Origin of the sequence: Aeromicrobium sp. A1-2, from assembly GCF_003443875.1 — a bacterium.
In the GTDB taxonomy this organism is placed as follows: Bacteria; Actinomycetota; Actinomycetes; order Propionibacteriales; family Nocardioidaceae; genus Aeromicrobium.
Genome location: NZ_CP027482.1, coordinates 909,091 through 934,104, shown reverse-complemented (window position 1 = coordinate 934,104; position 25,014 = coordinate 909,091). Strand labels below are relative to the sequence as shown.

Annotated in this window: 21 protein-coding genes; 6 read left to right on the top strand and 15 right to left on the bottom strand. The window is 68.0% G+C overall.

The annotated features are described in order from the left end of the window. Positions 1–14: 14 nt before the first annotated feature. A complete protein-coding gene (hrcA, locus tag C6I20_RS04530) occupies positions 15–1,031 on the bottom strand; it encodes a heat-inducible transcriptional repressor HrcA (protein ID WP_118394877.1) in 1,017 nt (338 codons plus the stop codon). A gap of 59 nt (positions 1,032–1,090) precedes the next feature. Here hrcA and C6I20_RS04525 point away from each other — a divergent pair, with 59 nt between their 5' ends. Continuing rightward, complete coding sequence (locus tag C6I20_RS04525; protein WP_162891122.1) at positions 1,091–1,534, top strand: hypothetical protein; 444 nt, start codon at positions 1,091–1,093, stop codon at positions 1,532–1,534. Then, positions 1,527–2,366 (top strand): DUF3097 domain-containing protein, encoded by an 840-nt coding sequence (locus C6I20_RS04520; RefSeq protein WP_118394875.1) that lies wholly within the window; start codon positions 1,527–1,529, stop codon positions 2,364–2,366. Before C6I20_RS04525 ends, C6I20_RS04520 begins: the two co-directional genes overlap by 8 nt. A gap of 6 nt (positions 2,367–2,372) precedes the next feature. Here the strand turns inward: C6I20_RS04520 and hemW are convergent, their stop codons facing one another. Next, a complete protein-coding gene (gene hemW, locus C6I20_RS04515; RefSeq protein WP_118394874.1) occupies positions 2,373–3,539 on the bottom strand; it encodes a radical SAM family heme chaperone HemW in 1,167 nt (388 codons plus the stop codon). A gap of 3 nt (positions 3,540–3,542) precedes the next feature. Further along, entirely contained in the window at positions 3,543–5,378 is a 1,836-nt protein-coding gene (locus C6I20_RS04510; protein WP_118394873.1) for a long-chain fatty acid--CoA ligase, read from the bottom strand. A gap of 153 nt (positions 5,379–5,531) precedes the next feature. Here C6I20_RS04510 and C6I20_RS04505 point away from each other — a divergent pair, with 153 nt between their 5' ends. Continuing rightward, a complete protein-coding gene (locus tag C6I20_RS04505) occupies positions 5,532–6,173 on the top strand; it encodes a TetR/AcrR family transcriptional regulator (protein ID WP_162891121.1) in 642 nt (213 codons plus the stop codon). A gap of 46 nt (positions 6,174–6,219) precedes the next feature. After that, complete coding sequence (locus C6I20_RS04500; RefSeq protein ID WP_162891120.1) at positions 6,220–7,209, top strand: oxygenase MpaB family protein; 990 nt, start codon at positions 6,220–6,222, stop codon at positions 7,207–7,209. 15 nt (positions 7,210–7,224) lie between these two features. On the opposite strand, the gene C6I20_RS04495 is transcribed toward C6I20_RS04500, so the two are convergent. The 3 genes from C6I20_RS04495 to lepA all read right to left on the bottom strand — a co-directional run bounded on the left by C6I20_RS04495 (position 7,225) and on the right by lepA (position 10,185). Further along, positions 7,225–7,866, bottom strand: a complete 642-nt coding sequence (locus C6I20_RS04495) for an MOSC domain-containing protein (RefSeq protein ID WP_118394870.1) — start codon at positions 7,864–7,866, stop codon at positions 7,225–7,227. A 45-nt stretch (positions 7,867–7,911) separates the two neighbouring features. Beyond that, positions 7,912–8,253, bottom strand: a complete 342-nt coding sequence (locus tag C6I20_RS04490; RefSeq protein WP_118394869.1) for a hypothetical protein — start codon at positions 8,251–8,253, stop codon at positions 7,912–7,914. Positions 8,254–8,331: 78 nt separating this feature from the next. Beyond that, on the bottom strand, positions 8,332–10,185 hold the full coding sequence (lepA, locus tag C6I20_RS04485) for a translation elongation factor 4 (protein WP_118394868.1): 1,854 nt from the start codon (positions 10,183–10,185) through the stop codon (positions 8,332–8,334). Positions 10,186–10,350: 165 nt separating this feature from the next. On the opposite strand from lepA, the gene rpsT reads away from it, so the two are divergent. Then, positions 10,351–10,611 (top strand): 30S ribosomal protein S20, encoded by a 261-nt coding sequence (gene rpsT / locus C6I20_RS04480; RefSeq protein ID WP_118394867.1) that lies wholly within the window; start codon positions 10,351–10,353, stop codon positions 10,609–10,611. 38 nt (positions 10,612–10,649) lie between these two features. Here rpsT and C6I20_RS04475 read toward each other — a convergent pair whose 3' ends face one another. From C6I20_RS04475 to C6I20_RS04440, 8 genes are all read right to left on the bottom strand, one after another. Beyond that, positions 10,650–11,777, bottom strand: coding sequence for a DUF418 domain-containing protein (locus tag C6I20_RS04475; protein ID WP_162891119.1), 1,128 nt, complete (start codon positions 11,775–11,777; stop codon positions 10,650–10,652). Positions 11,778–11,809: 32 nt separating this feature from the next. After that, positions 11,810–12,784, bottom strand: a complete 975-nt coding sequence (gene holA / locus C6I20_RS04470) for a DNA polymerase III subunit delta (RefSeq protein ID WP_118394865.1) — start codon at positions 12,782–12,784, stop codon at positions 11,810–11,812. Positions 12,785–12,793: 9 nt separating this feature from the next. Beyond that, entirely contained in the window at positions 12,794–15,028 is a 2,235-nt protein-coding gene (locus tag C6I20_RS04465) for a ComEC/Rec2 family competence protein (RefSeq protein ID WP_162891118.1), read from the bottom strand. Between the two features lie 14 nt (positions 15,029–15,042). Continuing rightward, positions 15,043–15,762: a helix-hairpin-helix domain-containing protein gene (locus C6I20_RS04460; protein WP_118394863.1), complete on the bottom strand. Its 720-nt coding sequence runs from the start codon at positions 15,760–15,762 to the stop codon at positions 15,043–15,045. Positions 15,763–15,874: 112 nt separating this feature from the next. Continuing rightward, a complete protein-coding gene (locus C6I20_RS04455) occupies positions 15,875–16,720 on the bottom strand; it encodes a DegV family protein (protein WP_118394862.1) in 846 nt (281 codons plus the stop codon). Between the two features lie 30 nt (positions 16,721–16,750). Further along, a complete protein-coding gene (gene leuS, locus C6I20_RS04450) occupies positions 16,751–19,570 on the bottom strand; it encodes a leucine--tRNA ligase (RefSeq protein ID WP_118394861.1) in 2,820 nt (939 codons plus the stop codon). Positions 19,571–19,663: 93 nt separating this feature from the next. Next, entirely contained in the window at positions 19,664–20,335 is a 672-nt protein-coding gene (locus C6I20_RS04445) for a TrkA family potassium uptake protein (RefSeq protein ID WP_118394860.1), read from the bottom strand. After that, entirely contained in the window at positions 20,328–21,683 is a 1,356-nt protein-coding gene (locus C6I20_RS04440; RefSeq protein WP_254052247.1) for a TrkH family potassium uptake protein, read from the bottom strand. The genes C6I20_RS04445 and C6I20_RS04440 overlap by 8 nt, the downstream gene beginning before the upstream one ends. 188 nt (positions 21,684–21,871) lie before the next feature. Between C6I20_RS04440 and C6I20_RS04435 the strand changes: the two genes are divergently transcribed. Next, on the top strand, positions 21,872–23,437 hold the full coding sequence (locus C6I20_RS04435; protein ID WP_162891117.1) for an endonuclease/exonuclease/phosphatase family protein: 1,566 nt from the start codon (positions 21,872–21,874) through the stop codon (positions 23,435–23,437). Between the two features lie 68 nt (positions 23,438–23,505). Here C6I20_RS04435 and C6I20_RS04430 read toward each other — a convergent pair whose 3' ends face one another. Next, positions 23,506–24,912, bottom strand: a complete 1,407-nt coding sequence (locus C6I20_RS04430) for a polysaccharide pyruvyl transferase family protein (protein WP_162891116.1) — start codon at positions 24,910–24,912, stop codon at positions 23,506–23,508. Between the last annotated feature and the right edge of the window lie 102 nt (positions 24,913–25,014).

Here is a 25,014-nt window from a genome sequence, read left to right as displayed (position 1 = left end):
ATCAAGTCGAGAGGTCAGTTGTCGGCCAGCATGCGACCGACATAGCGGGCGACGGCGCCCACGGCGGCCATCGTTGCGGGATAGTCCATGCGGGTCGGCCCGACGGTGCCGAGGGTCGCGAGGGCTTGTTCGTCCAGCCCGTACGCGGTCGACACGACGGCCGTGCTGGCAAGGCTTTCATGACCCGTCTCGCTGCCGATACGGACCGTCAGCCCACTCGTCGCCTCACCCAGCAGCTTGAGCAGCACGACCTGCTCCTCGATCGCCTCGAGGACCGGCTTGATCGCCGTATCGAAGTCGCTGCCGAAGCGGGCCAGATTGGCCGTGCCGCCCACCGCGATGCGCTCGTCGGAGCGCTCGTTGGAGAACGTCTGCGACAGGGTCGTGACGATCGAGGTGACGATCGGCCGGTCGTTCGGGTCGAAGGTCTGGATCAGGTCGGCAAGCCGGAGCGACGCCTCCGGGAGTCGCTGACCCACCGTCGCATGGGTGATGCGTGAACGCATGTCGCTGATCAGGTTCTCGCCGGGTGTCGAGACCAGCTCGATGATGCGCTGCTCGACCCGGCCGCTGCTGGTGATGACGACGAGCAGGACCCGTGCGCCCTCCAGCGCCACGATCTCGATGTGGCGGACCGTCGAGCGGGTCAGCGACGGGTACTGGACGATCGCGACCTGGTTGGTCAGCTGCGCCAGGACTCGCACGGAACGCTGGACGACGTCATCGACATCGACCGCCCCGGTCAGGAACGTCTCGATGGCTCGACGCTCGGCCGCCGACAACGCCTTGACCGACCCGAGCCGGTCGACGAACATCCGGTAGCCCTTGTCGGTCGGGATGCGTCCCGCGCTCGTGTGCGGCTGCGTGAGGTAGCCCTCGTCCTCGAGAGCGGCCATGTCATTGCGGATCGTGGCCGGGGAGACACCGAGCTGGTGCCGGTCGAGCAGCGAGCGGGAGCCGACTGGCTCCTGCGTCGCGACGTAGTCCTCGACGATCGCCCGGAGGACGTCGATTCGACGGTCGTCAGACATCGCATCTCCTTCCGCGCGTCGTGCTGGCACTCTCACCGGTCAAGTGCCAGTCTAGCGAGGTGGGAGCAATTACGGAGAGTGCCGACGGAGCCATCGCCGTGCAGGGTGACGAGACATCGCTCACCTTCACCGCTTACGAGGTGCGCCTCGCGGACGGCACGACGATCGCGCACGAGTCGCGCGGTGGTGACATGTCCTCGGTCTGGGCGACCGACCTGGGTGGTGACTGGTTCGTCGAGGTCGCACACCTCGGCGACGGTCCGGCAGGCGGCGAGCTCGTCATGACCGTCAGCCACATCGGGCTGGACCAGACCCGTCGATGGGTCACGATCGGCGCACTGTGGGCCGACGAGCTGCCCGCGCACGTAGCGCCCAGCTGGCCCGTCGCGGTCGACCTCGCACTCGGACTCATGGAGGGCAGCCCGGAGATCCTCCCCGCCGCCGTCAGCAAGGACGACGTCGAGGCGCTGCACCAACGACTCCTCGGCGCGCTCCATGGTTGACCGCTACGGCGCCGACGTGCTGTCAGGCGACTGGAAGAAGCCCCCACGTGGGCGCACCGTCGAGGTCGTCGCCGAGCACGGCATGGTCGTCGAGGACGCCACCACCGGATTTTGCGGCGAGGTCATGGTCATCGAGAAGGATCTCGGGATGATGATCCTCGAGGACCGTCGCCTTAAGCGCCGGTCGTTCCCGTTCGGACCCGGGTTCCTGCTGGACGGCAAGCCCGTCAACCTGCGGCCTCCCTCGGCCAAGACCAAGGCCGCCTCGGGACGGACCGCATCGGGCTCCCGCGCGGTCGAGGGTGCCCGCGCACGGGTGGCCCTGCCGAGCCGCATCTATGTCGAGGGCCGCCACGACGCCGAGCTGGTCGAGAAGGTGTGGGGCGACGACCTGCGGATCGAGGGTGTCGCCGTCGAGTACCTCGGTGGCATCGATGACCTCGCCGCCATCGTCGACGACTTCGCGCCGGCGTCCGACCGCCGTCTCGGCGTCCTGGTCGATCACCTCGTGCCGGGCTCCAAGGAGACCCGCATCGCGCAGCAGGTCTCGTCGCGTGCCCACGTCCTGGTCGTCGGGCACCCCTACGTCGATGTCTGGCAGTCGGTCAAGCCCGATCGCCTCGGCATGAGCGCCTGGCCGGTCATCCCCAAGGGCACCGAGTGGAAGCACGGCATCTGCGAGGCACTCGGCTGGCCGCACCGCGACCAGGCGGACATCGCCCGCGCCTGGAAGCACATCCTGGGCCGGGTCGACTCCTACGCCGACCTCGAGCCCGAGCTCCTGGGCCGCGTCGAGGAGCTCATCGACTTCGTGACTGCTCCAGCCGACTGACCCGTCTCAATCGACGAGATCGCGCACGACGGCGTCGGCCAGGAGCCGGCCCGAGCGGGTCAGCACGAGCCGGTCGTCGGCCACGGTCGCCAGCTCACGCCTCACGATCCCGGCCACGGCACTGCGCGCGTCAGCACCCAGGCTGGAGAGGTCAAGCCCTGAGCGCAGTCGAGTCTCCAGCATGATCCGCTCGACCTCCGCCGTGGACCCATCGATTATCTCCCCGTCGTGCCGCGGCGACTCACCCCCGGTCAGCCTCTGGGCGTACGCCACCGGATGCTTGACGTTCCACCAGCGCTCGCCGTTGACGTGCGAGTGCGCCCCGGGTCCGATCCCCCACCAGTCGGCGCTGCGCCAGTAGAGCACGTTGTGGCGGCACTGGGCCGCTTCGTCGCGGGCCCAGTTGGACAGCTCGTACCACTCCAGCCCGGCGGCGGCGAACAACTCGTCGGCGAGGAGGTACTTGTCGGCGGTCTCGTCGTCGTCGGGCATCAGGACCTCACCGCGGCGGACCTTGCGGGCGAACGCCGTGCCGTTCTCGACGATCAGGGCGTACGCGCTGATGTGGTCGGGCTCCAGGGCGATCGCCTGCTCGACGCTGGCACGCCAGTCGGCCATCGACTCCCCCGGTGTGCCGTAGATCAGGTCGACGCTGAGCTGCTCGAAGCCGGCCTCGCGGGCCCAGCGGACGGCCTGCGGGACACCGGCCGGGTCGTGCGTGCGGTCGAGCGTCGCCAGGACGTGTGGCACGGCCGACTGGACGCCGAAGGAGATGCGGGTGAAGCCGCCAGCCTTCAGGATCGCCAATGACTCCGGGGTGACGCTGTCCGGATTGGCCTCGGTCGTGACCTCGACGTCATCGGTCAGCCCGAAGGTGTCGCGGATCGCATCCAGGACGCGGACCAGATCGTGCGAGGGCAGCTGGGTCGGCGTCCCACCGCCGAAGAACACCGTCTCGACCGGTGGTGCCGCAGCGCGCGCCCGGCCGGCCTGCCGCACCTCCAGGATCGCGGTGTCGGCGTACGAAGCGCGGGTGGCGCCCTCGCCGAGCTCGTCGGCGGTGTACGTGTTGAAGTCGCAGTAGCCACACCGGACGGAGCAGAACGGCACGTGCACGTAGACGCCGAAAGACCGCTCCCCCGACTGGGAGAGCGGTCCTTCGGTCGTTGGCACTGACTAAGCGTAGAAGCCGTCGAGGAGAGCCTTGTTGTTGGCTTCCACAACGTTGCGCTTGACCTTCATGCTCGGCGTGATCTCGCCGGACTCGATCGACAGGTCGTGATCGAGGATCGCGAACTTCTTGATCGTCTCCCACCGGTTGATCTTGGTGTTCAGCTCGTCGATCTGACCCTGGATGACATCGTGCATCTCCGGGGAGCTGACGACCTCGGCGTAGGACTTGTCGGCCATGCCGTGGCCAGCCGCCCACTCGGTCACCGCATCGGGATCAAGGGTGATCAGGGCGGAGCAGAAGTTGCGCTCGTTGCCGTGCACCACGATCTGGCTCGTCAGGGCGCTGATGCCCTTGAACGTGCCCTCGATGTGTGGCGGCGCGACGTACTTGCCACCGGAGGTCTTGAACAGCTCCTTCTTGCGGCCGGTGATGTAGAGGAACCCGTCCTCGTCCATGCGACCCTCGTCGCCGGTGTGGAGCCAGCCCTCCGCCGTCAGCGTCGAGGCGCTCTCGGCGTCGAGGTTGTGGTAGCCACGCATGACGTGCGGACCCTTGATCAGGATCTCGCCGTCCTCGGCGATCCTGGCCTCGCTGCCGGGGAACGCCAGCCCGACCGAGCCGAGCTTGAAGTTGTCGGGCTGGTTGACGAAGGCGCCGGCCGAGTTCTCGGTCAGGCCGTAGCCCTCGAGGATCAGGACGCCCGAAGCATGGAACCACTCGGCGATGTCGGGCGACAGCGCCGCAGCGCCGGAGATGAAGAAGCGGACGCGACCACCGAAGCGCTCACGCACCTTGGAGAACACGAGCTTGTCCGCGACAGCGAACTTGGCCTTGAGGACCGGCGACACGGTCTTGCCCGAGCGGATCGCCCGCGAGTGCTCCAGGCCGACGCCCTCGGCCCACTTGAAGATCTTGAGCTTGGCGCCGCCCTCGGCCTCGGTCATGCCGACGATCCGGCCGTAGGCCTTCTCGAAGATGCGCGGCGCGGCGCCCATGAAGGTCGGCTTGACGATCGCCAGGTTGTCGACGATCCGCGGCACGCGGCCGTCGATCGCCGTGGCGAAGCCGATCGCGAGCTGGGTCGAGAGCAGCACCTTGCCGAACGAGTGGGCCATCGGCAGCCAGAGGAACTGCAGGTCGTCCTCAGACAGGATGTCGGCGGCGACCATGACAGCGCCCTCGTACACCCACCCGTCGTGCGCCAGGCGTACGCCCTTGGGACGGCCCGTCGTCCCCGAGGTGTAGATCAGGGTCGCGAGCGAGTCCTTGGTCGTGGCTGCGACTCGCTCCTCGATCGCGGTGGGGTGCTCGGCTAGGTAGTCGGTGCCGAGCTGTTCCAGCTCGGCGAAGGTGATGACCCAGTCGCCGTCGCCCGTGCCGTCGAACACGACAACCTTGACGATGGAGGGGAGCTCGGAGTGCTTCTCACGCAGCTTGGCGACCTGCTCGTCGTCCTCGGCGAACACGACACGGCTGTCCGAGTCGGCCAGGATGTAGGCGACGTCCCCCGCCATCGTCGTGGGGTAGACCGTCGTCGTCGCTCCGCCGGCAGCCATGATCGCGAGGTCGGACAGGATCCACTCCAGGCGGGTGCCTGACGCGATCGCGACACGCTCCTCGGCCTGGATGCCCAGCGACACCAGACCCGCGGCGAGCCGCGTGACGCGTTCCCCGGTCTGGTCCCAGGTCAGGGACTGCCAGACCTCCTTCTCGTCGGGATAGCGGAAGGCCTCGCGAGGCCCGCTCTGCTTGACCCGGTCATAGAAGAGGGCTGAGACGCTGGAGGCCCGATTCTCGATGACTGCAAGCTGTTCGGGAGTGGCGACTGGAGCTGGCATGCGGTGGTCCTTCACGTACGTACTGGAGGAATGTGTTGCCGGTCACCCTAACCTACCCCGCAGTAGGCTCATCGCCTCGTGGCTCGATGCGCCGCACCGCTTGAACGCCCGCGTGCCGTCGGGCCTGGAATGCGACGGAGATACCCTGCTCGCATGGATCTCGGCAGCGTTCTCGGTCGCGCCTTCGCCGGTGGAGCTTCGGAGCTTCCCGAGGACACCACGGCCACGCGCATCCTGGATGCCGCCGTCTCGGAGTGCGCTTCACGCGGGATCGGCGCTCTCACGATCGACGGCGTCGCTCGTCGAGCCGGCGTCAACCGGGTCACGATCTATCGCCGGTTCGGCGATCGTGACTCGATGCTCCAGGCGATGACCTTGCGGGAGGGCCGCCGTATGGCCGAGGGCATCCTCGTGGCCATCTCGGGCGTCGAGGAGCCGGCCGACCAGCTCGTCGAGGCCTTTGTCGCGGCGATGCGGCTCGCCGAGGCCCATCCGGTCATACGCCGGACGGCCGAGTTCGAGCCGCAGGACCTCATCGCGGCGGGGTTGGCCGACGGCGCCGCGCTCCTGGTGCTCGGCAGCACGTTTATCGCCGCGGGCGTGCGGCGGGCGCAGGCGGACGGCGTGGCGATCCACCTCGATGCCGACCAGGTCGGCGAGACCATGGCTCGGCTGTTCGCGTCGTTCATCCTGCTGCCCGCCCAGCACGCGATCGACGTCCGGTCCGCCGACGGCGCACGCGCGTACGCACGACAGACTCTGGTGCCGCTCGTCCTCGGGGTGCCCGGCCCGTAACGCCGACCTCTTGACGCGATGCAACACTTGCGTCAGTATCTGTTGCATGACTTACACGGTGGCGCCGCACGCTGACCATGGAATCTTCGGTCCGGACTCGGTGACCTGGAAGGTCTACCGATTCCCGACATCGGTCTCGGTGGGCTTCCAGCGCACGGCACTGACCGAGATGCTCGATCCGTTCGTCGTGGCCTCGGTCGACGACTCCGGTTCCCTCCGCGACCGTCCAGCGGTTCGCTACGACCGCACACTGCAGTACACCGGGACGCTGGTTTTCGGCGGCAGCGCCGCCGCGGTGGAGGCCGCCGACACCCTCATGCGCATCCACACCCACGTCCGCGGCGTGGAGCCCTTGAGCGGCACCCCGTACGACCCCAACGACCCGGCCGGCCAGCTGTGGATCCACCTGACGCAGTGGCACTCGGTGCTCTACGTCTACGAGAAGTTCGGTCCTGGGCCGCTCAGCCCGCAGGAGGATGAGCAGTACTGGGCCGAGTGCCGGATCGCCGCCGCGTTTCAGACGATCGATCCGGACACCGTGCCGCGCAATCGCGCCGAGATGCGCGCGTACTACGACCGGGTCCGACCCGAGCTCGCTGCCAGCCCCGCCGCAATCGAGCACGTGCGGATCATTCTCGACACGGCCAACACGGTGTTCAGCGCAGCGCCCGGTCGGCTTCGCGTTCTCCGGCCCGCGCTGGACCTGCTCGCCCGCAAGGCGACGATCGCGACGTTGCCGCGATGGATGCGCGCGCAGCTCGGGATCCGGCAGGGGGCTGTGACCGACGTGGTCGTGACGGCGTTGCTCCGTCCCATGTTCCGGATCGCCGCACGACGCCCGCAGATCATGACCGAGATGCTGCGGACCGTCTCACCACTGGCCTACCCCGTGATCGCTCCGGTGGCCCTCGACGTGTCGCCGCTGAACTCCGAGACGGTCCCGGTCGACGAGGCATGGCGCCGAGCCGGACGGCCCACACCGCGCGAGCAGTACCTCAGCAGCCAGGTCGACCGCGAGGCCGTCGCGGCACGCTGACTCCGGGGGTGGGGCTCACCGCGTGCTCGAGCCCTGCCTGCGGCGCCCGGCCAGCCTGCGCTTCACGAACGCCGCGAGGCGGGGCTCCTCGTCCAGCCGGCTGATCAGATCGCGCTCGGTCGTCAGCGCGCGGAACACCAGGCCGACCGTCAGGTCGTGATCGCGCTGCTCCACGACCTCGATGGGATCTCCGGACCGGACGCCGCCGGGCTCGATGACACGGAGGTACGGACCGGGGCGACCGTGCTGGGTGAACCGTTTGACCCACTGCTCCTGGTCCACGAAACCCTGGAAGACCGAGCACGGGATGCGCACACCGGAGATCTCGAGCAGAGCCTCGCCCACGCGCCACCGGTCGCCGACCCTCGCCTCGTTGAGGTCGATCCCCTGCGTCGTCAGATTTTCCCCGAACCGTCCTGCCGGCAGCTCGACACCGGTGATCTGTTCCCAGGCCGTCAGGTCCTCCCGCGCATAGGCGTAGACCGCCTGGTCGGGGCCGCCATGGTGCTGCAGGTCGGCGATCTCGTCCGGACCGACACCGAACGGGTGGACGTGGACCGCCCCCTCGACCGGACGCTTGTCGATAGCGGTACGCCGCAGGTGTCCCCACGGCACGTCCACGGTCTGCCCGACGTTGACCGATTCCACCTGTGCCATGTGGCGACCCTATCGGCGCCGGAGACCTCCCGCGTGACCGGAAGGTCAGCCCGCTGGCGGAGGGGTGTCGGGGTCGAGCGCCGCGTCGAACGCCGCCGACGTCCGCCGCTCGTGCTCCTTGAAGCTCAGACCCGGATCGGACCTGTCGAAGCGGACCTTGCCGCTCTTCGCCTCGATCTGGAGCAGGACACGCTGGCCGGGTCTGGGGTGCCAGAAGTCCGAGTAGTTCCCTTCCTTGACCGCCGCACGGTAGGGCGCACCGGCGGCCGGCACGACCTCGACGACGAACTCACGCCGCACCGAGCTGCCGTGCTCGGCCACAGATGCACCCGTGACCCGCGACTCGACCACGGTCCCGGTTGCTGCTTCCCACGTCTTGCCGAACATCAGGCCTCCTCGGTCTGGGCAGACTCACCCTAGACCCGAAAAGGCCTGTCCCGCCGGGAAATTCGGGGCGGGATGCTGCTACTTGTCGACGTCGCCCGTGGAGAGGGCAGCGATGAAGGCTTCCTGCGGGACCTCGACGCGTCCGACCATCTTCATCCGCTTCTTGCCCTCCTTCTGCTTCTCCAGCAGCTTGCGCTTGCGGGAGATGTCGCCGCCGTAGCACTTGGCGAGCACGTCCTTGCGGATCGCGCGGATGTTCTCCCGGGCGATGATTCGGGCGCCGATCGCGGCCTGGATCGGCACCTCGAACTGCTGACGCGGGATGAGCTCCTTGAGCTTGGAGGCGAGCGAGACACCGTACGCGTAGGCGTTGTCACGGTGCACGATCGCGCTGAACGCGTCGACGACCTCGCCCTGCAGCAGCACGTCGACCTTGACCAGGTCGGACGCCTGCTCGCTCGTGGGCTCGTAGTCCAGCGAGGCGTAGCCCTTGGTTCGGCTCTTGAGCGCATCGAAGAAGTCGAACATGATCTCGCCCATCGGCAGCGTGTACTTGATCTCGACCCGGTCCTCGGAGAGGTAGTCCATGCCGATGAGCTGGCCGCGGCGGGACTGGCACAGCTCCATGATCACGCCGATGTAGTCGGTCGGGCTCAGCACCGTGGCGCGGACGACCGGCTCGTAGACCGCACTAATCTTCTCGCCGGTCGGGTACTCACTGGGATTGGTGACGATGCGTTCTGCGCCGTCTTCCATCTCGATGCGGTAGACGACGTTGGGTGCCGTCGAGATGAGCTCGAGATTGAACTCGCGCTCGAGCCGTTCGCGCACGATCTCCAGGTGGAGCAGACCGAGGAAGCCAATACGGAACCCGAATCCCAGCGCGCCGGAGGACTCCGGCTCGTAGACCAGGGCTGCATCGTTGAGCTGCAGCTTCTCCAGCGCGTCGCGCAGCGTCGGGTAGTCGTCGCCGTCCATCGGGTAGAGACCCGCGAAGACCATCGGCACGGGGTTCTTGTAGCCACCCAGCGGCTCCGTCGCACCGCGGATGTTGGAGGTTACGGTGTCGCCGACACGGGACTGGCGGACCTCCTTGACGCCGGTGATGAGGTAACCGACCTCACCGACACCCAGATCCCTGGCCTTGACCGGGTCGGGCGAGATCACGCCGACCTCGAGCATCTCGTGCACCGCACCCGTCGACATCATCTTGATCTTGTCGCGGTGCGAGAGCTTGCCGTCGAAGACGCGGACGTACGTCACGACGCCGCGGTAGGTGTCGTAGACCGAGTCGAAGATCAGCGCGCGCGGCGGAGCATCGGGATCGCCCTGCGGCGGCGGGATCTCGTCGACGATCAGGTTGAGGAGCTCCTCGACGCCCTGGCCGGTCTTGGCCGAGACCCGCAGGACGTCATCGGGATCGCCGCCGATGATGCCGGCGATCTCTGCTGCGTACTTCTCCGGCTGCGCGCCGGGCAGGTCGATCTTGTTGAGCACCGGGATGATGTCGAGGTCCGCGTCGATCGCGAGGTAGAGGTTCGCGAGTGTCTGAGCCTCGATGCCCTGTGCCGCGTCGACGAGCAGAACCGCGCCTTCGCACGCCTCAAGGCTGCGACTCACCTCATAGGTGAAGTCGACGTGACCGGGGGTGTCGATCATGTTGAGGATGTACGTCGTGCCCGCGTCGTCGCCGTTGGACTTGGTGAACGGCATCCGCACGGCCTGGCTCTTGATCGTGATGCCACGCTCGCGCTCGATGTCCATCCGGTCGAGGTACTGCGCACGCATGTCGCGTCCGTCAACGACACCGGTGTGCTGAAGCATGCGGTCGGCCAACGTCGACTTGCCGTGATCAATGTGCGCGATGATGCAGAAGTTGCGCAGGATCTTCGGGTCTGTGGCCCCTGGCTGGGGTACGGGGCTGCTGCTCATGATGTCTCCAGTGTCCCATCACTGCAGGTGCGGTCGCGCCACCCGCCCCGTTCCATCGATTTGAGGCTCACCCACGCTGACTGATAGAGTTGGCGGTCGCGTGCCTCGGTACGTCCTAACACTTTTCGCAACACTCATTACATTCGAGAGAAACAGGTTTGCCCCGTGGCGAATATCAAGTCGCAGATCAAGCGTAACCGGCAGAACGAGCTGGCTCGCGAGCGTAACAAGTCCGTACGTTCGGCCCTCAAGACCGCCGTCCGCCGCTTCACCGAGGCTGCTGACTCCGGCGACGCCGCCGAGGCCAAGAAGCTCGCCGCCGAGGCGACCAAGAGGCTCGACAAGGCCGCGTCGCGCAAGGTCATCCACAAGAACCAGGCGGCCAACCGCAAGTCGGCCATCGCCAAGAAGGCCGCGTCTCTCTGACGTACGCCATGGACTGAGCGCCCTTCGGGGCGCTTTTTTCATGTCCTGACGCATCGCGGCCGGATAGACACCTGTCGCATGAGCCACTCCAGTGGACCCTTGCCGACGAATCGCCACCACAACGCCGCGATCGCGCAGAGCACCACGACCTGGAGCAGCCAGTCCTGGTGGGCGCCGTCGGACCGTTGGCCCGGGAACTCCTCCAGGTGGTTGACGCGCAGGCGCCAGGCCCACAGCACGTGCACTGTGTAGACCGTCAGCATCATGGCACCGGCAGCGCGGATCGGCGTGAGCAGCTGGCGAGCCCATCGCCCTTGCACAACCAGCGCACACAGCCCGATCACCAGGACCGCGGATGCCCCCGAGCTGAGCAGGTTCAAGGGTGTCGAGGTGTGTGAACCGACCAGCAACAGGTCGTTCCAGCGCGCCCCGGCGGGCCGCCCTGAGATGCCGGCCACCAGCAGCCGCCAGCCCAGGTCGTCGGGGTCATCGACCATGCCGGTCCGGATCAGAATCCATCCCGCGGTCAGCGTCAGCAGGACCAGCCCCGCACCCACCACGACGAGCCGCCTCGCAATCTCGACGCTTCGCAGGTCGAGGCGACCGAGCGCCAGACCCACCAGGACGTATGCGAACCACACGCCGGCTGGGTAGGCGCCCCAGACCACGAGCTCCATCGCCAGGTCGATCGGGTGCCGCAGATCGGACAGCTCGGCCTGCCCGGCCAGGACTGGATCGTGAAGCGACTCGGCACCGATCACGACAACAGGCGCCACGACGGCCCAAGCCACGGCCAGCGCGAGCAGTGTCCGGGCTCGAAGACGCCGGAAGGGCAGTGCGAGCACGACCAGCACGCCGTAGAACGCCAGGATGATCAGGACCGGCATGTCCTCGAGCGCACCGAGCGAGAGCCCCAGAACGATCAGCAGCGCGGCACGGATCCAGGTCGCCCGCGTCGATCCGGCACCATATGGATCGCGCTGGTGCACGATCATGAGCGCGACGCCAGCGAGCATCGCGAACAGGGGCGCAGCTCGACCTGAGGCGATGATGATGCCGATCGGCGGATCGGGATCGACCCAGTGCGGGCCGACATGGATCAGCACCATCCCGATCAGCGCAACGCCTCGTGCCAGGTCGACGGAATCGACACGGCCCGCGTTCACCCGCCTCGGCGTGGTCACGCCGGCAACGGACATCAGTGGCGGCGGCGCGCCGCCGCGACCTGGAGGACCATGCGCTCGATCGCGAACGCTGGGTCGGCGGCTCCGCCCTTGACGTCGAGGTCGGCCTGCGCGACGGCCTCGATCGCGTGGGCGAGACCGTCCTGCTCCCACGAGCGCAGCTGCTGGCGCATCGACCGGATCTTGAACGGCGGCGCGCCGATGTGGGCTGCGAGCTCGTTGTCACGAAGGCCCTGCGGTGCGCCGGACAGCTTGGCCAGAGATCGCAGCCCGCTGGCGAAGGCGGCCGTGATCAGCACCGGGGCGACCTTGGCGGTCTCGGCCCACCGGGCCTGCTCGAGCGCCACGTTGATCCGGCCGTCGATCGCCGCGTCGGCGATCTCGTAGCCGCGGACGTCGGCCCGGCCGCCGAAGTATTGGCGGACCAGAGACGCAGAGATCTCGGCACCCTTGTCCAGATTGGCGACGAGCTGGTCGGCGGCACCGGCCAGTGCCCGAAGGTCCTGCCCGACCGAAGCCACCAGGAGCGTCGCAGCCTCCTCGTCGATGCGGGCGCCGAGGTCGCGGACCTCGGTGTAGACCCAGCGGGCGTGGTCGCGCTCGTACTTCGGCTGCTCGACCTTGACCTCGCTGACACAACCGATCTTGCGGAGCTTGTCGAGCAGCCCCTTGCCCTTGTTGCCGCCGCCGTGCACCAGCACGACCGCGATGTCGTCCGAAGGCGCTGCGGCGTAGGCCAGCAGCTCGCCCTGCGCCGCGTCGGGCAAGTCCTGCAGATCGGTCAGCACCAGCGCACTCACGTCACTGAACAGAGACGGGCTCGTGAGCCCGGCCAGCTCTCCGGGCTGCAGGCCCGAGGCGCTGGACTCGGCAACCTGGCACTCGGGGTGCTCCCCTGTGACGGCCTTGAGGGCGCGTCGCCTCGTGCGGTCGGCGAGGAACTCGGCATTGCCGGTGATGAGCAGGATCTTGCCGAATGCCGTGGCCACGGGGCCAGCCTAGTGGCGGCTGACGACATGCGTTCGCCCGTCGCGCTCGACGATCGCGATGTCCCCGTCCGTGTCGGTGCGCCACCACTGGATGCCCTCCTCCCGCAGGAGCGTGAGCGCCGCGGCCGCCGGGTGGCCGTAGTCGTTGTCCTTCCCCGCGCTGATCGTGCCGATCCGGGCACCGACCGCGTCGAAGAAGGCCCTCGACTGCCGCGCACTGCCGTGGTGCGGCATCTTGATGACGTCGGCCGCGAGATCGGCATGGCGGCGCAGGATCGCGGCCTGGGCGTCGGGCTCAATGTCGCCGGTCAGCAGCAGACGCACGCCGCGGACCCGGACGGCCAGGACAACGCTCGCATCGTTGACGATCGAGCCGTCGCGCGCGCGGGTCCGGACGGTCTGCTCAGCGCCGGGCGTGCGTTCGGGCCAGATGACCTGCGCAGCGACCTCCCCGATCGTGAACGAGTCCCCCGGGGCCACGACGTGCCGAGGAATGCCGTCGTCGCCGGGGCCGCCGGTCGTCCCGACCGCGATCTGGTCGACCCGTCTGCCGTCCTTGACTCCGGACCACCCGTCGACGTGGTCGGCGTGGGCATGCGTGAAGACCATCAGCCGCACCCGTCGAATGTGAAGGCGGTCCAGGCAGCGGTCGACTGCGGCCGGGTCGGGCCCGGCGTCGATCACGATCGCCGTGCCGTCACCGGCGGCCAGCACCGCGGCGTCGCCTTGCCCGACGTCGCAGGCGACCATGATCCAGCCCGGGGGCGGCCAGCCGACCGACGGCGGACGCCAGACTGCGACGAGCAGGCCGAGCGAGAGCCCGACGAACCAGACCGGTCGCGACGCGACCACGATCGTCGCAACCGCGACAGCCGGCACCACCGCCAGCAGCCATGGCCAGGGGGCGTGCCACGGGACGGTCGCGGCCTCCACCCCCGCGGCGCGATGGCCGACCGTGAGGATCCAGCTTGCGCAGGCCCCCGCAACCAGACCGGGCGCCTGGCTCACAGGGACCGACACCAGCGCGACGCAGCCACCCAGCAGCCCGGCGATCGTGGCCGGCGCGACAGCCGGAGCGGCGAGCAGGTTCGCCAGGACAGCCACGAGCGATATCTGGCCGGAGATTGCGGCGATGACCGGCGTGCACACCAGCTGGGCCGCCACCGGGACGGCGATCGCCAGCGCGCACCACCGCGGCATCCACCGGGTGAGGCGTCGGGCCAGCACCGGCGCCAGCACGAGGATGCCGCCGGTCGCGGTCACCGACAGGATGAATCCGACCGATCGGGCGAGCCACGGGTCCACGAAGACCAGACCGATGATTGCCCAGGCCAGGGCACGGACACCGCCACGAGCGCCACATCCCAACGCCGCGATGCCTACTGCTCCCATCGCGGCCGCCCGCACGACACTGGGATCTGGCCGGGCCAGCAGCACGAACGCCACGATCGACAACGCGCCGAGCGCCCACAGACCACGTCGACGCAGCCCGGCCGAGCGTCCGAGCAGCATGACCACCGCCAGCACTATCGTCAGGTTGGTGCCCGAGACGGCCATCAGGTGGGTCAGCCCGCTGCGTCGGAAGTCCTCCTCGACGTCGTCATTGACTCGGCCGACGTCCCCGTCGACGAGGGCCGGGACGAGCGCACGCGGCTCAGCACCGACCCCCGACACTGACTGTCGCACCCCGTCGCGGACCCGTTCGGACGCCTCCCACCACCACGCCGCCCGGTCGGTCGACCCCCGGTGGACGACATCGATCTCGGCGGCCTCGTCCGACGAGTCCGCCGGGGCCAGCCGGCCTGTGACGACGAGTCGTCGCCCGACGACAAGCGCCCGCTCAGGTCCGTCGAGGAATGCCGTTGCGCGATCCCGGATGCGGACGTCCACGTCCCGGCTGACCACCCGGCGAACCAGAACCTCGACCACGACGGCCGCCTCGCCGTGCTGTGTGAAGGCCCGCGCGTCCCTGCGGATCTCCAGGTCCAGGGTCGCGAGCCGGCGTTCGTGGGCCAGCCGGGTCAGCGGAGAGTGCTCGACCATCGTGAGCCGCCACGCACAGGACGCCGCGATCGCCGCCAGGCACACCGCCGTGAGGGTCAACGGGAGCGCCGAGCCCGGGGCCCACCGGAACAGCCCCCCGATGGCACCCAAAGCGCAGAGTGCGACACCGAGCGACACACTTGACCCGGCCGTGACGAGCCATGCCGCAGAGCCCCACGCGACGGCCGCGGGCAGGACCATCCGGACGTCGTGCATCACACCGTGACGTGGTCGCGCAGCTCGGCCAGCGTCGCGTCGCCAATGCCCCGCACGTCGAGCAGGTCCTCGACCGAGCCGAAGCGGCCGTTCTTCTGCCGCCAGTCGAGGATCGCCTGGGCGGTGACCGGACCGATCCCCGGCAGGGTCTCGAGCTGCTCGGCGGTCGCGGTGTTGAGATTGACCGTGGCGCTGGCCACCCCGCCGCCTGCTCCGGGGACCACGACCGGCTCGATGCCGACCAGGACCTGCTCACCGTCGCCCAGCACCCGGGCCAGGTTGAGCGACGTCGTGTTGACGCGCCCCTTGAGTCCACCAGCCGCCTCGATCGCCTGATAGACCCGTGATCCACTCGGCACCTTCACGATGCCCGGCTTGCGGACCTTGCCGACGACGTCGATGATCAGATCGCCAGCGGCCGGTCCGGTCGTCGCGCCGCCGGTCGGTGCGGTCGACTCACCGAACACCAGCGGAGCCACCGGGTCACTGGTCTCGGGCCGAGCGGACAGCAACCACCACACCAGCAGCACCGATGCGGCCACCGCAATCGTGGCGAGGACCCGGACGTGCGGCAGCTCGACGGCCCGCCGGGTCTGCGTAGGCTCCGGCTCCTCGACCGGAGGCAGCTCGGCGTCGAACGAGGCAGCGAGCTGCGCGAGCCGACGTCGAGCTATCTCCGCCCGGGTCTCGTCGGGCTGGTCCGGGCGCCTGGATCTCACCCATCGAACCTAGACATCCACAGCGGGGCTCCGCAGCGATGCAAGATCGGCTCTGTGGACGACCGTCGACACACCTCGTGCGGTGGAAAACCAGACTCCCGCGACCAGGGTCTCAGCAGTGCGGGGTGACAGTCACCGAGATCATGCCCGGCCCGACGTGAGCGCCGATCGACGCGCCGACCTCGTCGACGCCGATCGACTCCAGGCCCAGGGCCATGGCAAGACGCTCGGCGACCGCGGCAGCGATCGTGGGGCTGGACAGGTGCTGCACGCCGATGTCGAACCCCTCCGCGCAGGCCTGCGCCCGGTCCACCGCGAGGGCCTCGAGACGCGCCAACGCCTTGGCCTGCGTGCGGACGCGCTCCAGTGGCACGACCAGCCCATCGGTGATCGTGAGGATCGGCTTGACCGCCAGCGCCGAACCGATCAGGGCCGCAGCGGTGCCGACCCGGCCGCCCCGCTTGAGGTACTCCAGGGTGTCGACGTACAGCAGCACCGTCGATGAGTCGCCGGCTCGCCGAGCAGCGTCGGCGGCTGCAGCGGCGTCCCCGCCGTTGGCACAGGCGCGCGCGGCGCGACCCGCCGCGAAGCCTGTCGCGACACCAACCTGGCCTGAGTCGATGCAGGTCACCGGCACGGACGCCTGCTTGGCCGCCAGGATCGCCGAGTCGAGGGTGCCGGACATCTTGGAGCTCAGGTGCACCGAGACGATCGCCTCGGCGCCCTCGGCGGCCAGCCGCTCATAGACCGCCAGGAAGTCGTCCGGCGTCGGCCGCGACGTGCTGACCGGGACGATCGCCGCGAGCGCCGCGGCAATCATGTCCGCCGTGACGTCGACTCCCTCGGTGTAGACGTCGGCACCGATGATGACCTGCAGCGGCACGACCGTGATGCCCTCCCGCTCGGCATCCTGGGGATCCAGCGATGACGTCGAGTCCGTGACGATGGCTACGGTCATGTCACGCACCCTATCGGCCCGTGCCGCACATCAGACGACGATGCTGACGAGCTTGGGTGCCCGCACGATGATCTTGCGCACCTCGCGACCGTCGATCGACCTGACGACATTGGGCTCGGCAAGGGCCAGCGCCGTGAGGTCCTCGTCCGAGATCTCGGGACTGACCTCGATCTTGCCGCGCACCTTGCCGAGCACCTGCACGACACACGTCACCGACGCGGCAGCAAGGTGAGCCGGATCGGCCACCGGGAACGGCTCGTGGGTCAAGGACCCCGAGTGACCCAGACGCAACCAGAGCTCCTCGGCGAGGTGCGGAGCGAGCGGCGCCAGCATCAGCACGAGGGGCTCGACAGCTGCGCGCCCACGGACACCGTCCTTGGTCAGGTGGTTGGTCAGCTCGATGAGCTTGGCGACGGCGGTGTTGAACCGCATGTTCTCCATGTCGCCTCGGACGCCCTCGATCGTCACGTTCAGGACGTGCAACGTCGCGGTCTCGAGCTCGGCGTCATCGACCAGTAGCTCGCCGGTGTCCTCGTCGACCAGCAGTCGCCACACCCGCTGCAGGAAGCGCTGGGCCCCCACGACCGCGCGGGTCTCCCACGGACGAGACACGTCCAGCGGGCCCATGGACATCTCGTACACGCGGAACGTGTCGGCTCCGTACGCGTCGTACATGTCGTCGGGCGTCACGACGTTCTTGAGGCTCTTGCCCATCTTCCCGTACTCGCGGCTGACCTGCTTGCCCTCGAACCAGAAGGCGTCGTCGCGCTCCTCGACCTCGTCGGCCGGGACGTAGACGTCGCGCTCGTCCTTGAACGCGTACGCCTGGATGTAGCCCTGGTTGAACAGCTTGCGGAACGGCTCCTCGCTCGACACGTGGCCGAGGTCGAACAAGACCTTGTGCCAGAAGCGGGCGTAGAGCAGGTGCAGGACGGCGTGCTCGACGCCACCGACGTAGAGGTCGACGCCGCCTGTGTCGCCGGCACCGCGTGGGCCGAGCCAATAGCTCTCGTTCTCGGGGTCGACCAGCCGATCGCTGTTGTGCGGGTCGGCGTAGCGCAGCTCGTACCACGAGGATCCGGCCCAGTTGGGCATCGTGTTGGTCTCGCGACGGTATGGCCTGGGACCGTCGCCGAGGTCGAGCACGACGTTGACCCACTCCGGCACCCGCGCCAACGGCGGCTCGGGCTCGCTGTTCGCATCGTCGGGCGCATACGTCTTGGGCGAGTAGTCCGGCACCTCGGGCAGCTCGACCGGCAGCATCGAATCCGGCAGGGCGTGCGGCTGGCCCAGCTCGTCGTACACGATCGGGAACGGCTCGCCCCAGTAGCGCTGGCGGCTGAACAACCAGTCGCGCAGGCGGTACGTCGTCGTGCCCTCGCCGGCGCCGTGCTGCTGCAGCCAGGTGATCATCGCGGTCTTGGCCTCGCCGACGCCCAGCCCGTTGAGGTCGAGGTCACCATTGGCCGAGTTGATCGCCAGACCCTCACCGCTGAACGCACCTTCGTGTCCCTCGGGCTGCTCGACGGTGCGCACGATGGGCAGACCGTAGGATTCGGCGAACTCGAAGTCGCGCTGATCGCCCGACGGCACTGCCATGATCGCGCCGGTGCCGTAGCCGGTCAGGACGTAGTCCGCGATGAACACCGGTACCTGCTCACCGTTGACCGGGTTGATCGCGAACGAGCCCGTGAACACGCCGGTCTTGTCCTTGTTCTCCTGACGCTCCAGGTCGGTCTTGGCCGCCGCCATGGCGCGGTAGGCAGCGACCGCCTCGGTCGGTGTGGCCGTGCCGTTGGTCCACTGCCGTGGGGTGTCAGCGGGCCACGACTCCGTCGTGAGCCGCTCGACCAGGGCGTGCTCGGGGGCCAGCACGACGTACGTCGCGCCGAACAGTGTGTCGGGGCGCGTCGTGAAGACGTCGATCGGCGTCGCTAGCCCCTCGATCTGGAAGCTGACACGTGCACCGTGCGAACGACCGATCCAGTTGCGCTGCATGTTCTTGACCGAGTCGGGCCAGTCGACCCGCTCGAGATCGTCGATCAGCCGGTCGGAGTACGCCGTGATGCGCATCTTCCACTGCCGCAGGTTGCGCGGGAAGACCGGGAAGTTGCCGCGCTCGCTGCGTCCGTCGGCGGTGACCTCCTCGTTGGCCAGCACCGTGCCGAGGCCCGGACACCAGTTGACCGGCGACTCGTCGACGTACGCCAGCCGGACTGAGTCGATCAGGATCTTGCGCTCGATCGGCTCGAGATTGGCCCAGGTGGCCCCGTCCGGTGCCCGGCGGGCGCCCGACTCGTACTCGGCGACGAGTTCGCTGATGGGTCGCGCGCGGCCGAGCGCCTCGTCGTACCAGGAATCGAAGATCTGGGTGAAGATCCACTGGGTCCAGCGGACGAACTCGGGGTCGATCGTGGCGAAGCTGCGTCGTGGATCGTGTGCGAGGCCGAGACGGCGCAGCTGACGCCGCATGTTCGCGATGTTGGACACCGTGTTGGTGCGCGGGTGCTCGCCGGTCTGGACCGCGTGGATCTCGGCCGGCAGACCGAACGCGTCATAGCCCAGGGCGTGCAGCACGTTGTCGCCGCGCATCCGGCGGTAGCGGCCGACGACGTCGGTGGCGATGTAGCCCAACGGGTGGCCGACGTGCAGACCGGCGCCGGAGGGGTACGGGAACATGTCCATGATGAAGTACTTGTCGCCCGCGACGTCGCCCGCCAGGTCACCGACCGGGTTGGGCGCCTCGAAGGTGCCCTCGGCGTCCCATCGGTCCTGCCAACGCTGCTCGATGTCGCTCGCGAGCGCGCTGGTGTAGCGGTAGGACGCAGGAGTGGTGTCAGGCGTGTTCACCGCCCGAACGTTACCGGTGGCGGAACGATCCCCGCTCCCCCACTCCTTGGCCGGCCGAACCCCACGGCCATTGAGCCGCTTGAAAGGCCCCCGTCACGGCAGGGCGCAGAATACCTCGACCTTGTTGGTCGGACCCGACACGATCAGCTCGTCGGACTGGGAGATCACGGTCTCGGGGCGCGCGTACGTGAAGTCCGCACCACGGGTCTTGACCCCCACGATCGTGACGCCGTAGCGCGAGCGAAGTGCCGACTGCTCCAGCGACTTCGCGCAGGCGACTTGCGGGGTGCGCGTGCGGGCGATCGCGAAGCCGTCGTCGAACTCGATGAAGTCCGTCATGGTCCCGGTCACCAGGTGAGCGACCCGCTTGCCCATGTCCGACTCGGGACGGACGACGTGTGTCGCCCCGACTCGTTCGAGGATCGCGGCGTGCTTGCCACTGATGGCCTTGGCCCAGATCTCGTTGACCCCGAGGTCCGAGAGTCCCAGCACCGTCAGGACACTGGCTTCGATGTCGGTGCCGATGCCGACGACCGCGCGGCGAAACTGTTCGGCGCCGATCTGGCGCAGAGCCTCGGTGTCGGTCGTGTCGGCGGACACCACGTGGGTGAAGTCCCCCGCGAACTTCTGCACGACGTCGGCGCGCTCGTCGACGGCCAGGACGTCGTGCCCGAGCCGGACCAGCGACTTGGCGACGGCCGAGCCGAAGCGCCCCAGGCCGATGACGAGGACTGGGGCTGTGGGTGAATCGTCGCCTTTAGCCAATGATCGGTTGCTCCTCGGGAAGGTGGTACCTAGGGACGCGCTGTCGGAGGACAAACGCGGACGCAGCCGTAATCGTGCCCACTCTGCCCACGAACATCAAGCCGATCAGCAAGGTCTGTGCCTTTGCGGGCAGATTTGCGGTCACTCCGGTGCTCAGACCGACGGTGCCGAAGGCCGATGTGCACTCGAACAAGGCATCGTCGAAGGCCACGTCGGTCATGAGCATCAGGGCCAGTGTCGCGGTCGAGACGAGCATCACCGCCAGGAGCGCGATCGTCAACGCCGAACGGATCACCGCGGAGCTGATCGAACGGGCGCCGATCGTGACGTCAGGGTCCCCGCGCAGTTCGGCGTAGATGACGTAGGCCAGCAGCAGGAAGGTCGTGATCTTGATGCCACCGGCGGTGCTCGCGCTGCCGCCTCCGATGAACATCATCACGACACCGATGTTGAGCGTCTCGGGAGTGACCGATCCCCAGTCGAAGCTGTTGAGACCGCCGGACCGCGGCATGATCCCACCCTCGATGCCGCTGACGATCTTGCCGCCGACCGACAGCCCACCGAGGGTGTCGGGGTTGCTCCACTCCAGGGCGAGGAACGCCAGGGCGCCGACGACCAGCAGCAGCACCGAGCCCCACACCGTCAGCCGGGTGTGGATCGTCCAGCGGGACGGCGTCCGCCACCCCTGGAAAAGCTCGGCCATCACCGGGAAGCCGATTGCGCCGATGAACACCGCGATCGAGATCGGCAGGATGATCAGCCCATCGCCGGCATACCGTCCGATGCTGTCGCTGTTGAGCGAGAATCCGGCATTGTTGAACGCCATGACCGCGTCGAACGCGCCATGCCACAGGGCGGTCGGAAGATCGTCGAAGTAGCGCTCGCGATAGCGCACTGTCAGGAAGACCGCCGTGACGGACTGGAAGAACACCATCGTGACCGCGACGCGGCGAAATAGCGGTCGCACCTCGCCCAGGCTCACGACGTGCATGTCGGCCTGGGCGACCATGCGGGTGCGCAGACCCAGTCGGCCACCGATGAACAGGCCGAGCACAGTTGCGAGGGCGATGATGCCCAGACCGCCGAGCTCGACCAGCACCAGGATGATCCCCTGTCCCGCCGGCGACCAGTACGTCGCGGTGTCGACCGTCGTGAGTCCCGTGACCGTGACGGCCGAGGCCGAGCTGAACAGCGCCGGCATGAGCTCGAACGAGCCGGATCCGTTACGCGCGAAAGGCAGCAGCAGCGCTAGGGCGCCGACGAAAATCAGCGCGAGGAATGTGAGCGGAAGCAGACGCACGGGATGCGCAATCGCTGCGGGGATCCGCAGGCCGCCGGGCAGGTGCACGCCACGACGCTACCTCAGGACCGCGGTACTGGTGTGGCTCTTGGGGCTACCGAGACAGGAGCGACAGGTGATAAGTTTCGCGAATCGCTGCGCTCGGAAGCACGTCGGTCGATACTTGTCCCCGGGAGACGCAGGAACTCGGACCCTGCGAAAGGGAGTTGACTGGCATGGAGACATCTAGAACACGTATGCGCGCGCGTCTGGGCGCAGTGGTCGCAACGGCGACGCTGACGCTCGGAGGTCTCGTCGCCACGACCTCACCAGCCCAGGCCATATCGGCCCCGGGCGACCTGCACGCCGTGCACGTGGCGACCAAGGGAGTCGGCCTGTCGTGGGACCGCGCGGGCGAGGATGCCTATCGCGTCCGCTTCGCGACCAACTCGGCCATGACGAAGGGCAAGGACACCTGGGACGTCCTTGGCAACTACTTCGAGTGGACCCACACCGACGCCAACCCGTCGCGGTCCTACCCCCGGCTGACGCCGGGCAAGACCTACTACTTCCAAGTCAAGGCGATCACGAAGGAAGATTCCTTCAGGGACCGCTCGAACCTCAGCAGCTACAGCAAGGCAATCGCGGTGAAGCTGCCGACCAGGGGCTACCCCGAGATCGAGCCCGTGGATCTCAAGGCCACCGCAGGCGGCGCCGAAGCGATGTACGTGTCATGGCGAAGCCGCGGTCCGGGGCTCTCCTATGTGCTGCGCTACACGACCGACCCCTCGCTGACCGTTCTGAAGTGGAAGTCGGTCAAGTTCGACACTCACGGCGGCGTCGTCACGGGCCTCGATCCGAGCCGGACCTACTACTTCCGCTCGCGCGCCATCGACTCCAGGGGCAAGGCGCAGAGCCCCTACTCCGCTCGTCCCGGGCTGTCGGCCAAGACGTCGAGCAGCGCGGCATCCCCGCGCATCTCGGCCATCAGTTACAACATCCGCAAGGCAAGCGGCTCGCCGAGCTGGTCGAGCCGCCGCACTGCGGTCGCGGCCAACATCACGGCAAGTCAGCCCGACGTCCTCGCGCTGCAGGAGGCCACCCCGCTGCGGAACGGCACCGCCAACAACACCAAGCAGTACGACGACATCATCAACCTGATCGGAAATCAGAAGTACAGCCTGGTGACCCGCCGCGGCTCCAGCGGCACGAAGCTCGCGTACAACACCGAACGTCTATCGGTCCTCGACACCGGCGTCGAGATGCTCTACGAGTACGGCAGCGCGGAGCGCTACGCCGTCTGGGCGATCTTCAAGGACAGGTCCAGCGGCAAGACGTTCTTCGCGGTCAACACACACCTCGAGCCGGGGTCGCAGACCGACAGCACCAACAACGACGTGCGCATCCGGCAGGCCAACGAGGTGCTCGACGTGATCGAGGCCAATGCCGGCGGGCGGCCGGCCATCATCCTCGGCGATATGAACTCGAGCCGGGCGGCGAAACCCACCAACGGGCAGTACTACGCCTTCACCGGCGGCGAGTTCGTGGCCCCGCTCGACAATGCTTCGAGCAACTGGGCGGCAGGCTCTGAAGCGACGGCCGAACATGTGCTCGACGGCGCGTACAACAGCTCGAACGGCTTCGACCGGAAGGCCCACCTGACGGCCTACCCGCTCGGTACCAATATCGACTACATCTACACGTCTCCCGGCATCCGGGTCGGCGCGTGGCGCACGAGGGTCAACCTCGATACCAGCGGTGACTTCATCGGCACGATCCCGTCGGACCACAACCTGGTCCAAATGTGGCTGCACCTGCCATAGCGGGTCGCCGCGCTGACTGATCTCACGGCCGGACGAGTCTCTCGTCCGGCCGTGAGACGGTTACCGGGTCAGCGTCGCAGCAACCGCTTGGCAATCTTGCGCAACGGCCCGCGGGAGGCAACCCTGTGAGCCAGCCGTTTCGCGTCCGGGTCCTCGGGCGCAAAGGGATAGGCCGGCTTGTGGCGCTTCGCCAGAGTCCGCTGACCGGCAGCCTGGTACAGCTCGGAGACCCGCTCGATGAGGTCCTCGCGGGACTGGTCGGAGACGCTATACAGCGTCTCCACCGCGGGCGGGAAAGGCGTCGTGGACATGCGCTCGTCGTAGGCCGGATTGCTCTTGCCGGTCTCGTAGACGTGCCCCACGTCGTTCTTCTCCAGGAATCGGGCGAACTTGGCGAACCGCTCGGCATGACCGGAGTTGAACGCCGTGAAATCGGTGCGCTCGAACAGGTCCGCCGCGTCAACGTTCGGCGGGAGGTCGGGCACCAGGGTGTGCGGGATCTCGTGGTAGCGCGCCAGCTCGAGCGTTCGCGCGTCGTGGGCGATCACATGTGCCGGCGTCCGGGCGTTGATCGCCGCGATGTTGCCATGGATGCGGGTTCCGAAGGAGAACTCCCGCTCCGCCAGATACCTGTTCCACGTCTCCGGATCCACGAAGAAGCGCATCCGGTTGGCGCGGTACAGCGGGTGGGTCGGGTGCGCCGGGAGGTCCGGCCGCTTCTTGGGCGTCCGGTCGACCCCCCACAACATCATCTCGAGCGAGTCATGACCCTGCGGGATGTACGTCATGTGGGGGTAGCGCTCCGCGTGGCGGAGGGACACCTCATCCATCAGCGGGACGTACGGGGAGAGGTTCATGGTGAAGTGGCTGTCCTCGGTGAGGCTCGCCGACTTCTTCTGGACTTGCAGGTCCGCGCCACGGCGGAACAACGAGGGGCAGCCGACGACCTCGACGTGCTCGTCGCCGAATCCGAGGCTCGCGAGGTACTCCCGCGTGGTCTCGCCCCGCACACCGATCGTCGACGAGTGGTCGAGCACGGCCTTCAGAAATCGTTTGATCGTCGCCGTCACCTCCGGCGGGTTGTCCGGGAACGGGTTGTCGAGGCTGCCCACGCCGCCTGCAACCCCGACTCCTGCGACGACGACCGGGATGTTGAGTCTCTCGATCAACTGCGTCATCTGGGCCAGGTTGCGGTGGAACGACGCCCGGAAGGCGTTCGCCAACGGGATGACGAACTGGTCGAACTCCTCGTTGATCCGCACCGCATGAGCACGGGAGTCGGGCAGCCGCTCGCTGAGGAACGAGTCGGAGACCACCTCGGTGTCCGGGACGGAGATCAGCCGGTGCATCGCTTCGGTGAAGATCATGTTGCCGACGTTGCGACCGAAGACGCCCTTGGGGTAGAGCGCGAGGGCCTGCTCGGGGCTGATGACGTGGAAGGGATCCTTCGGGGATCGCACCAGAATGCGTTTCACGTGACTTCTTCTCGGTAGATCGGGGAAGCCCGCGAAGGGCTCGCTGCGGTCTCAGCATACTAGGCGACCTGTCTGCAAGCCCGTTGCTGATGGCGCACCGGC

Coding starts and splice junctions, on each gene's coding strand:
- hrcA (WP_118394877.1), bottom strand. CDS start 1,031: ATGTCTGACGACCGTCGAATCGACGTCCTCCGGGCGATCGTCGAGGAC.
- C6I20_RS04520 (WP_118394875.1), top strand. CDS start 1,527: ATGGTTGACCGCTACGGCGCCGACGTGCTGTCAGGCGACTGGAAGAAG.
- C6I20_RS04510 (WP_118394873.1), bottom strand. CDS start 5,378: ATGCCAGCTCCAGTCGCCACTCCCGAACAGCTTGCAGTCATCGAGAAT.
- C6I20_RS04505 (WP_162891121.1), top strand. CDS start 5,532: ATGGATCTCGGCAGCGTTCTCGGTCGCGCCTTCGCCGGTGGAGCTTCG.
- C6I20_RS04500 (WP_162891120.1), top strand. CDS start 6,220: ATGACTTACACGGTGGCGCCGCACGCTGACCATGGAATCTTCGGTCCG.
- C6I20_RS04495 (WP_118394870.1), bottom strand. CDS start 7,866: ATGGCACAGGTGGAATCGGTCAACGTCGGGCAGACCGTGGACGTGCCG.
- C6I20_RS04490 (WP_118394869.1), bottom strand. CDS start 8,253: ATGTTCGGCAAGACGTGGGAAGCAGCAACCGGGACCGTGGTCGAGTCG.
- lepA (WP_118394868.1), bottom strand. CDS start 10,185: ATGAGCAGCAGCCCCGTACCCCAGCCAGGGGCCACAGACCCGAAGATC.
- C6I20_RS04465 (WP_162891118.1), bottom strand. CDS start 15,028: ATGGTCCTGCCCGCGGCCGTCGCGTGGGGCTCTGCGGCATGGCTCGTC.
- C6I20_RS04455 (WP_118394862.1), bottom strand. CDS start 16,720: ATGACCGTAGCCATCGTCACGGACTCGACGTCATCGCTGGATCCCCAG.
- C6I20_RS04435 (WP_162891117.1), top strand. CDS start 21,872: ATGCGCGCGCGTCTGGGCGCAGTGGTCGCAACGGCGACGCTGACGCTC.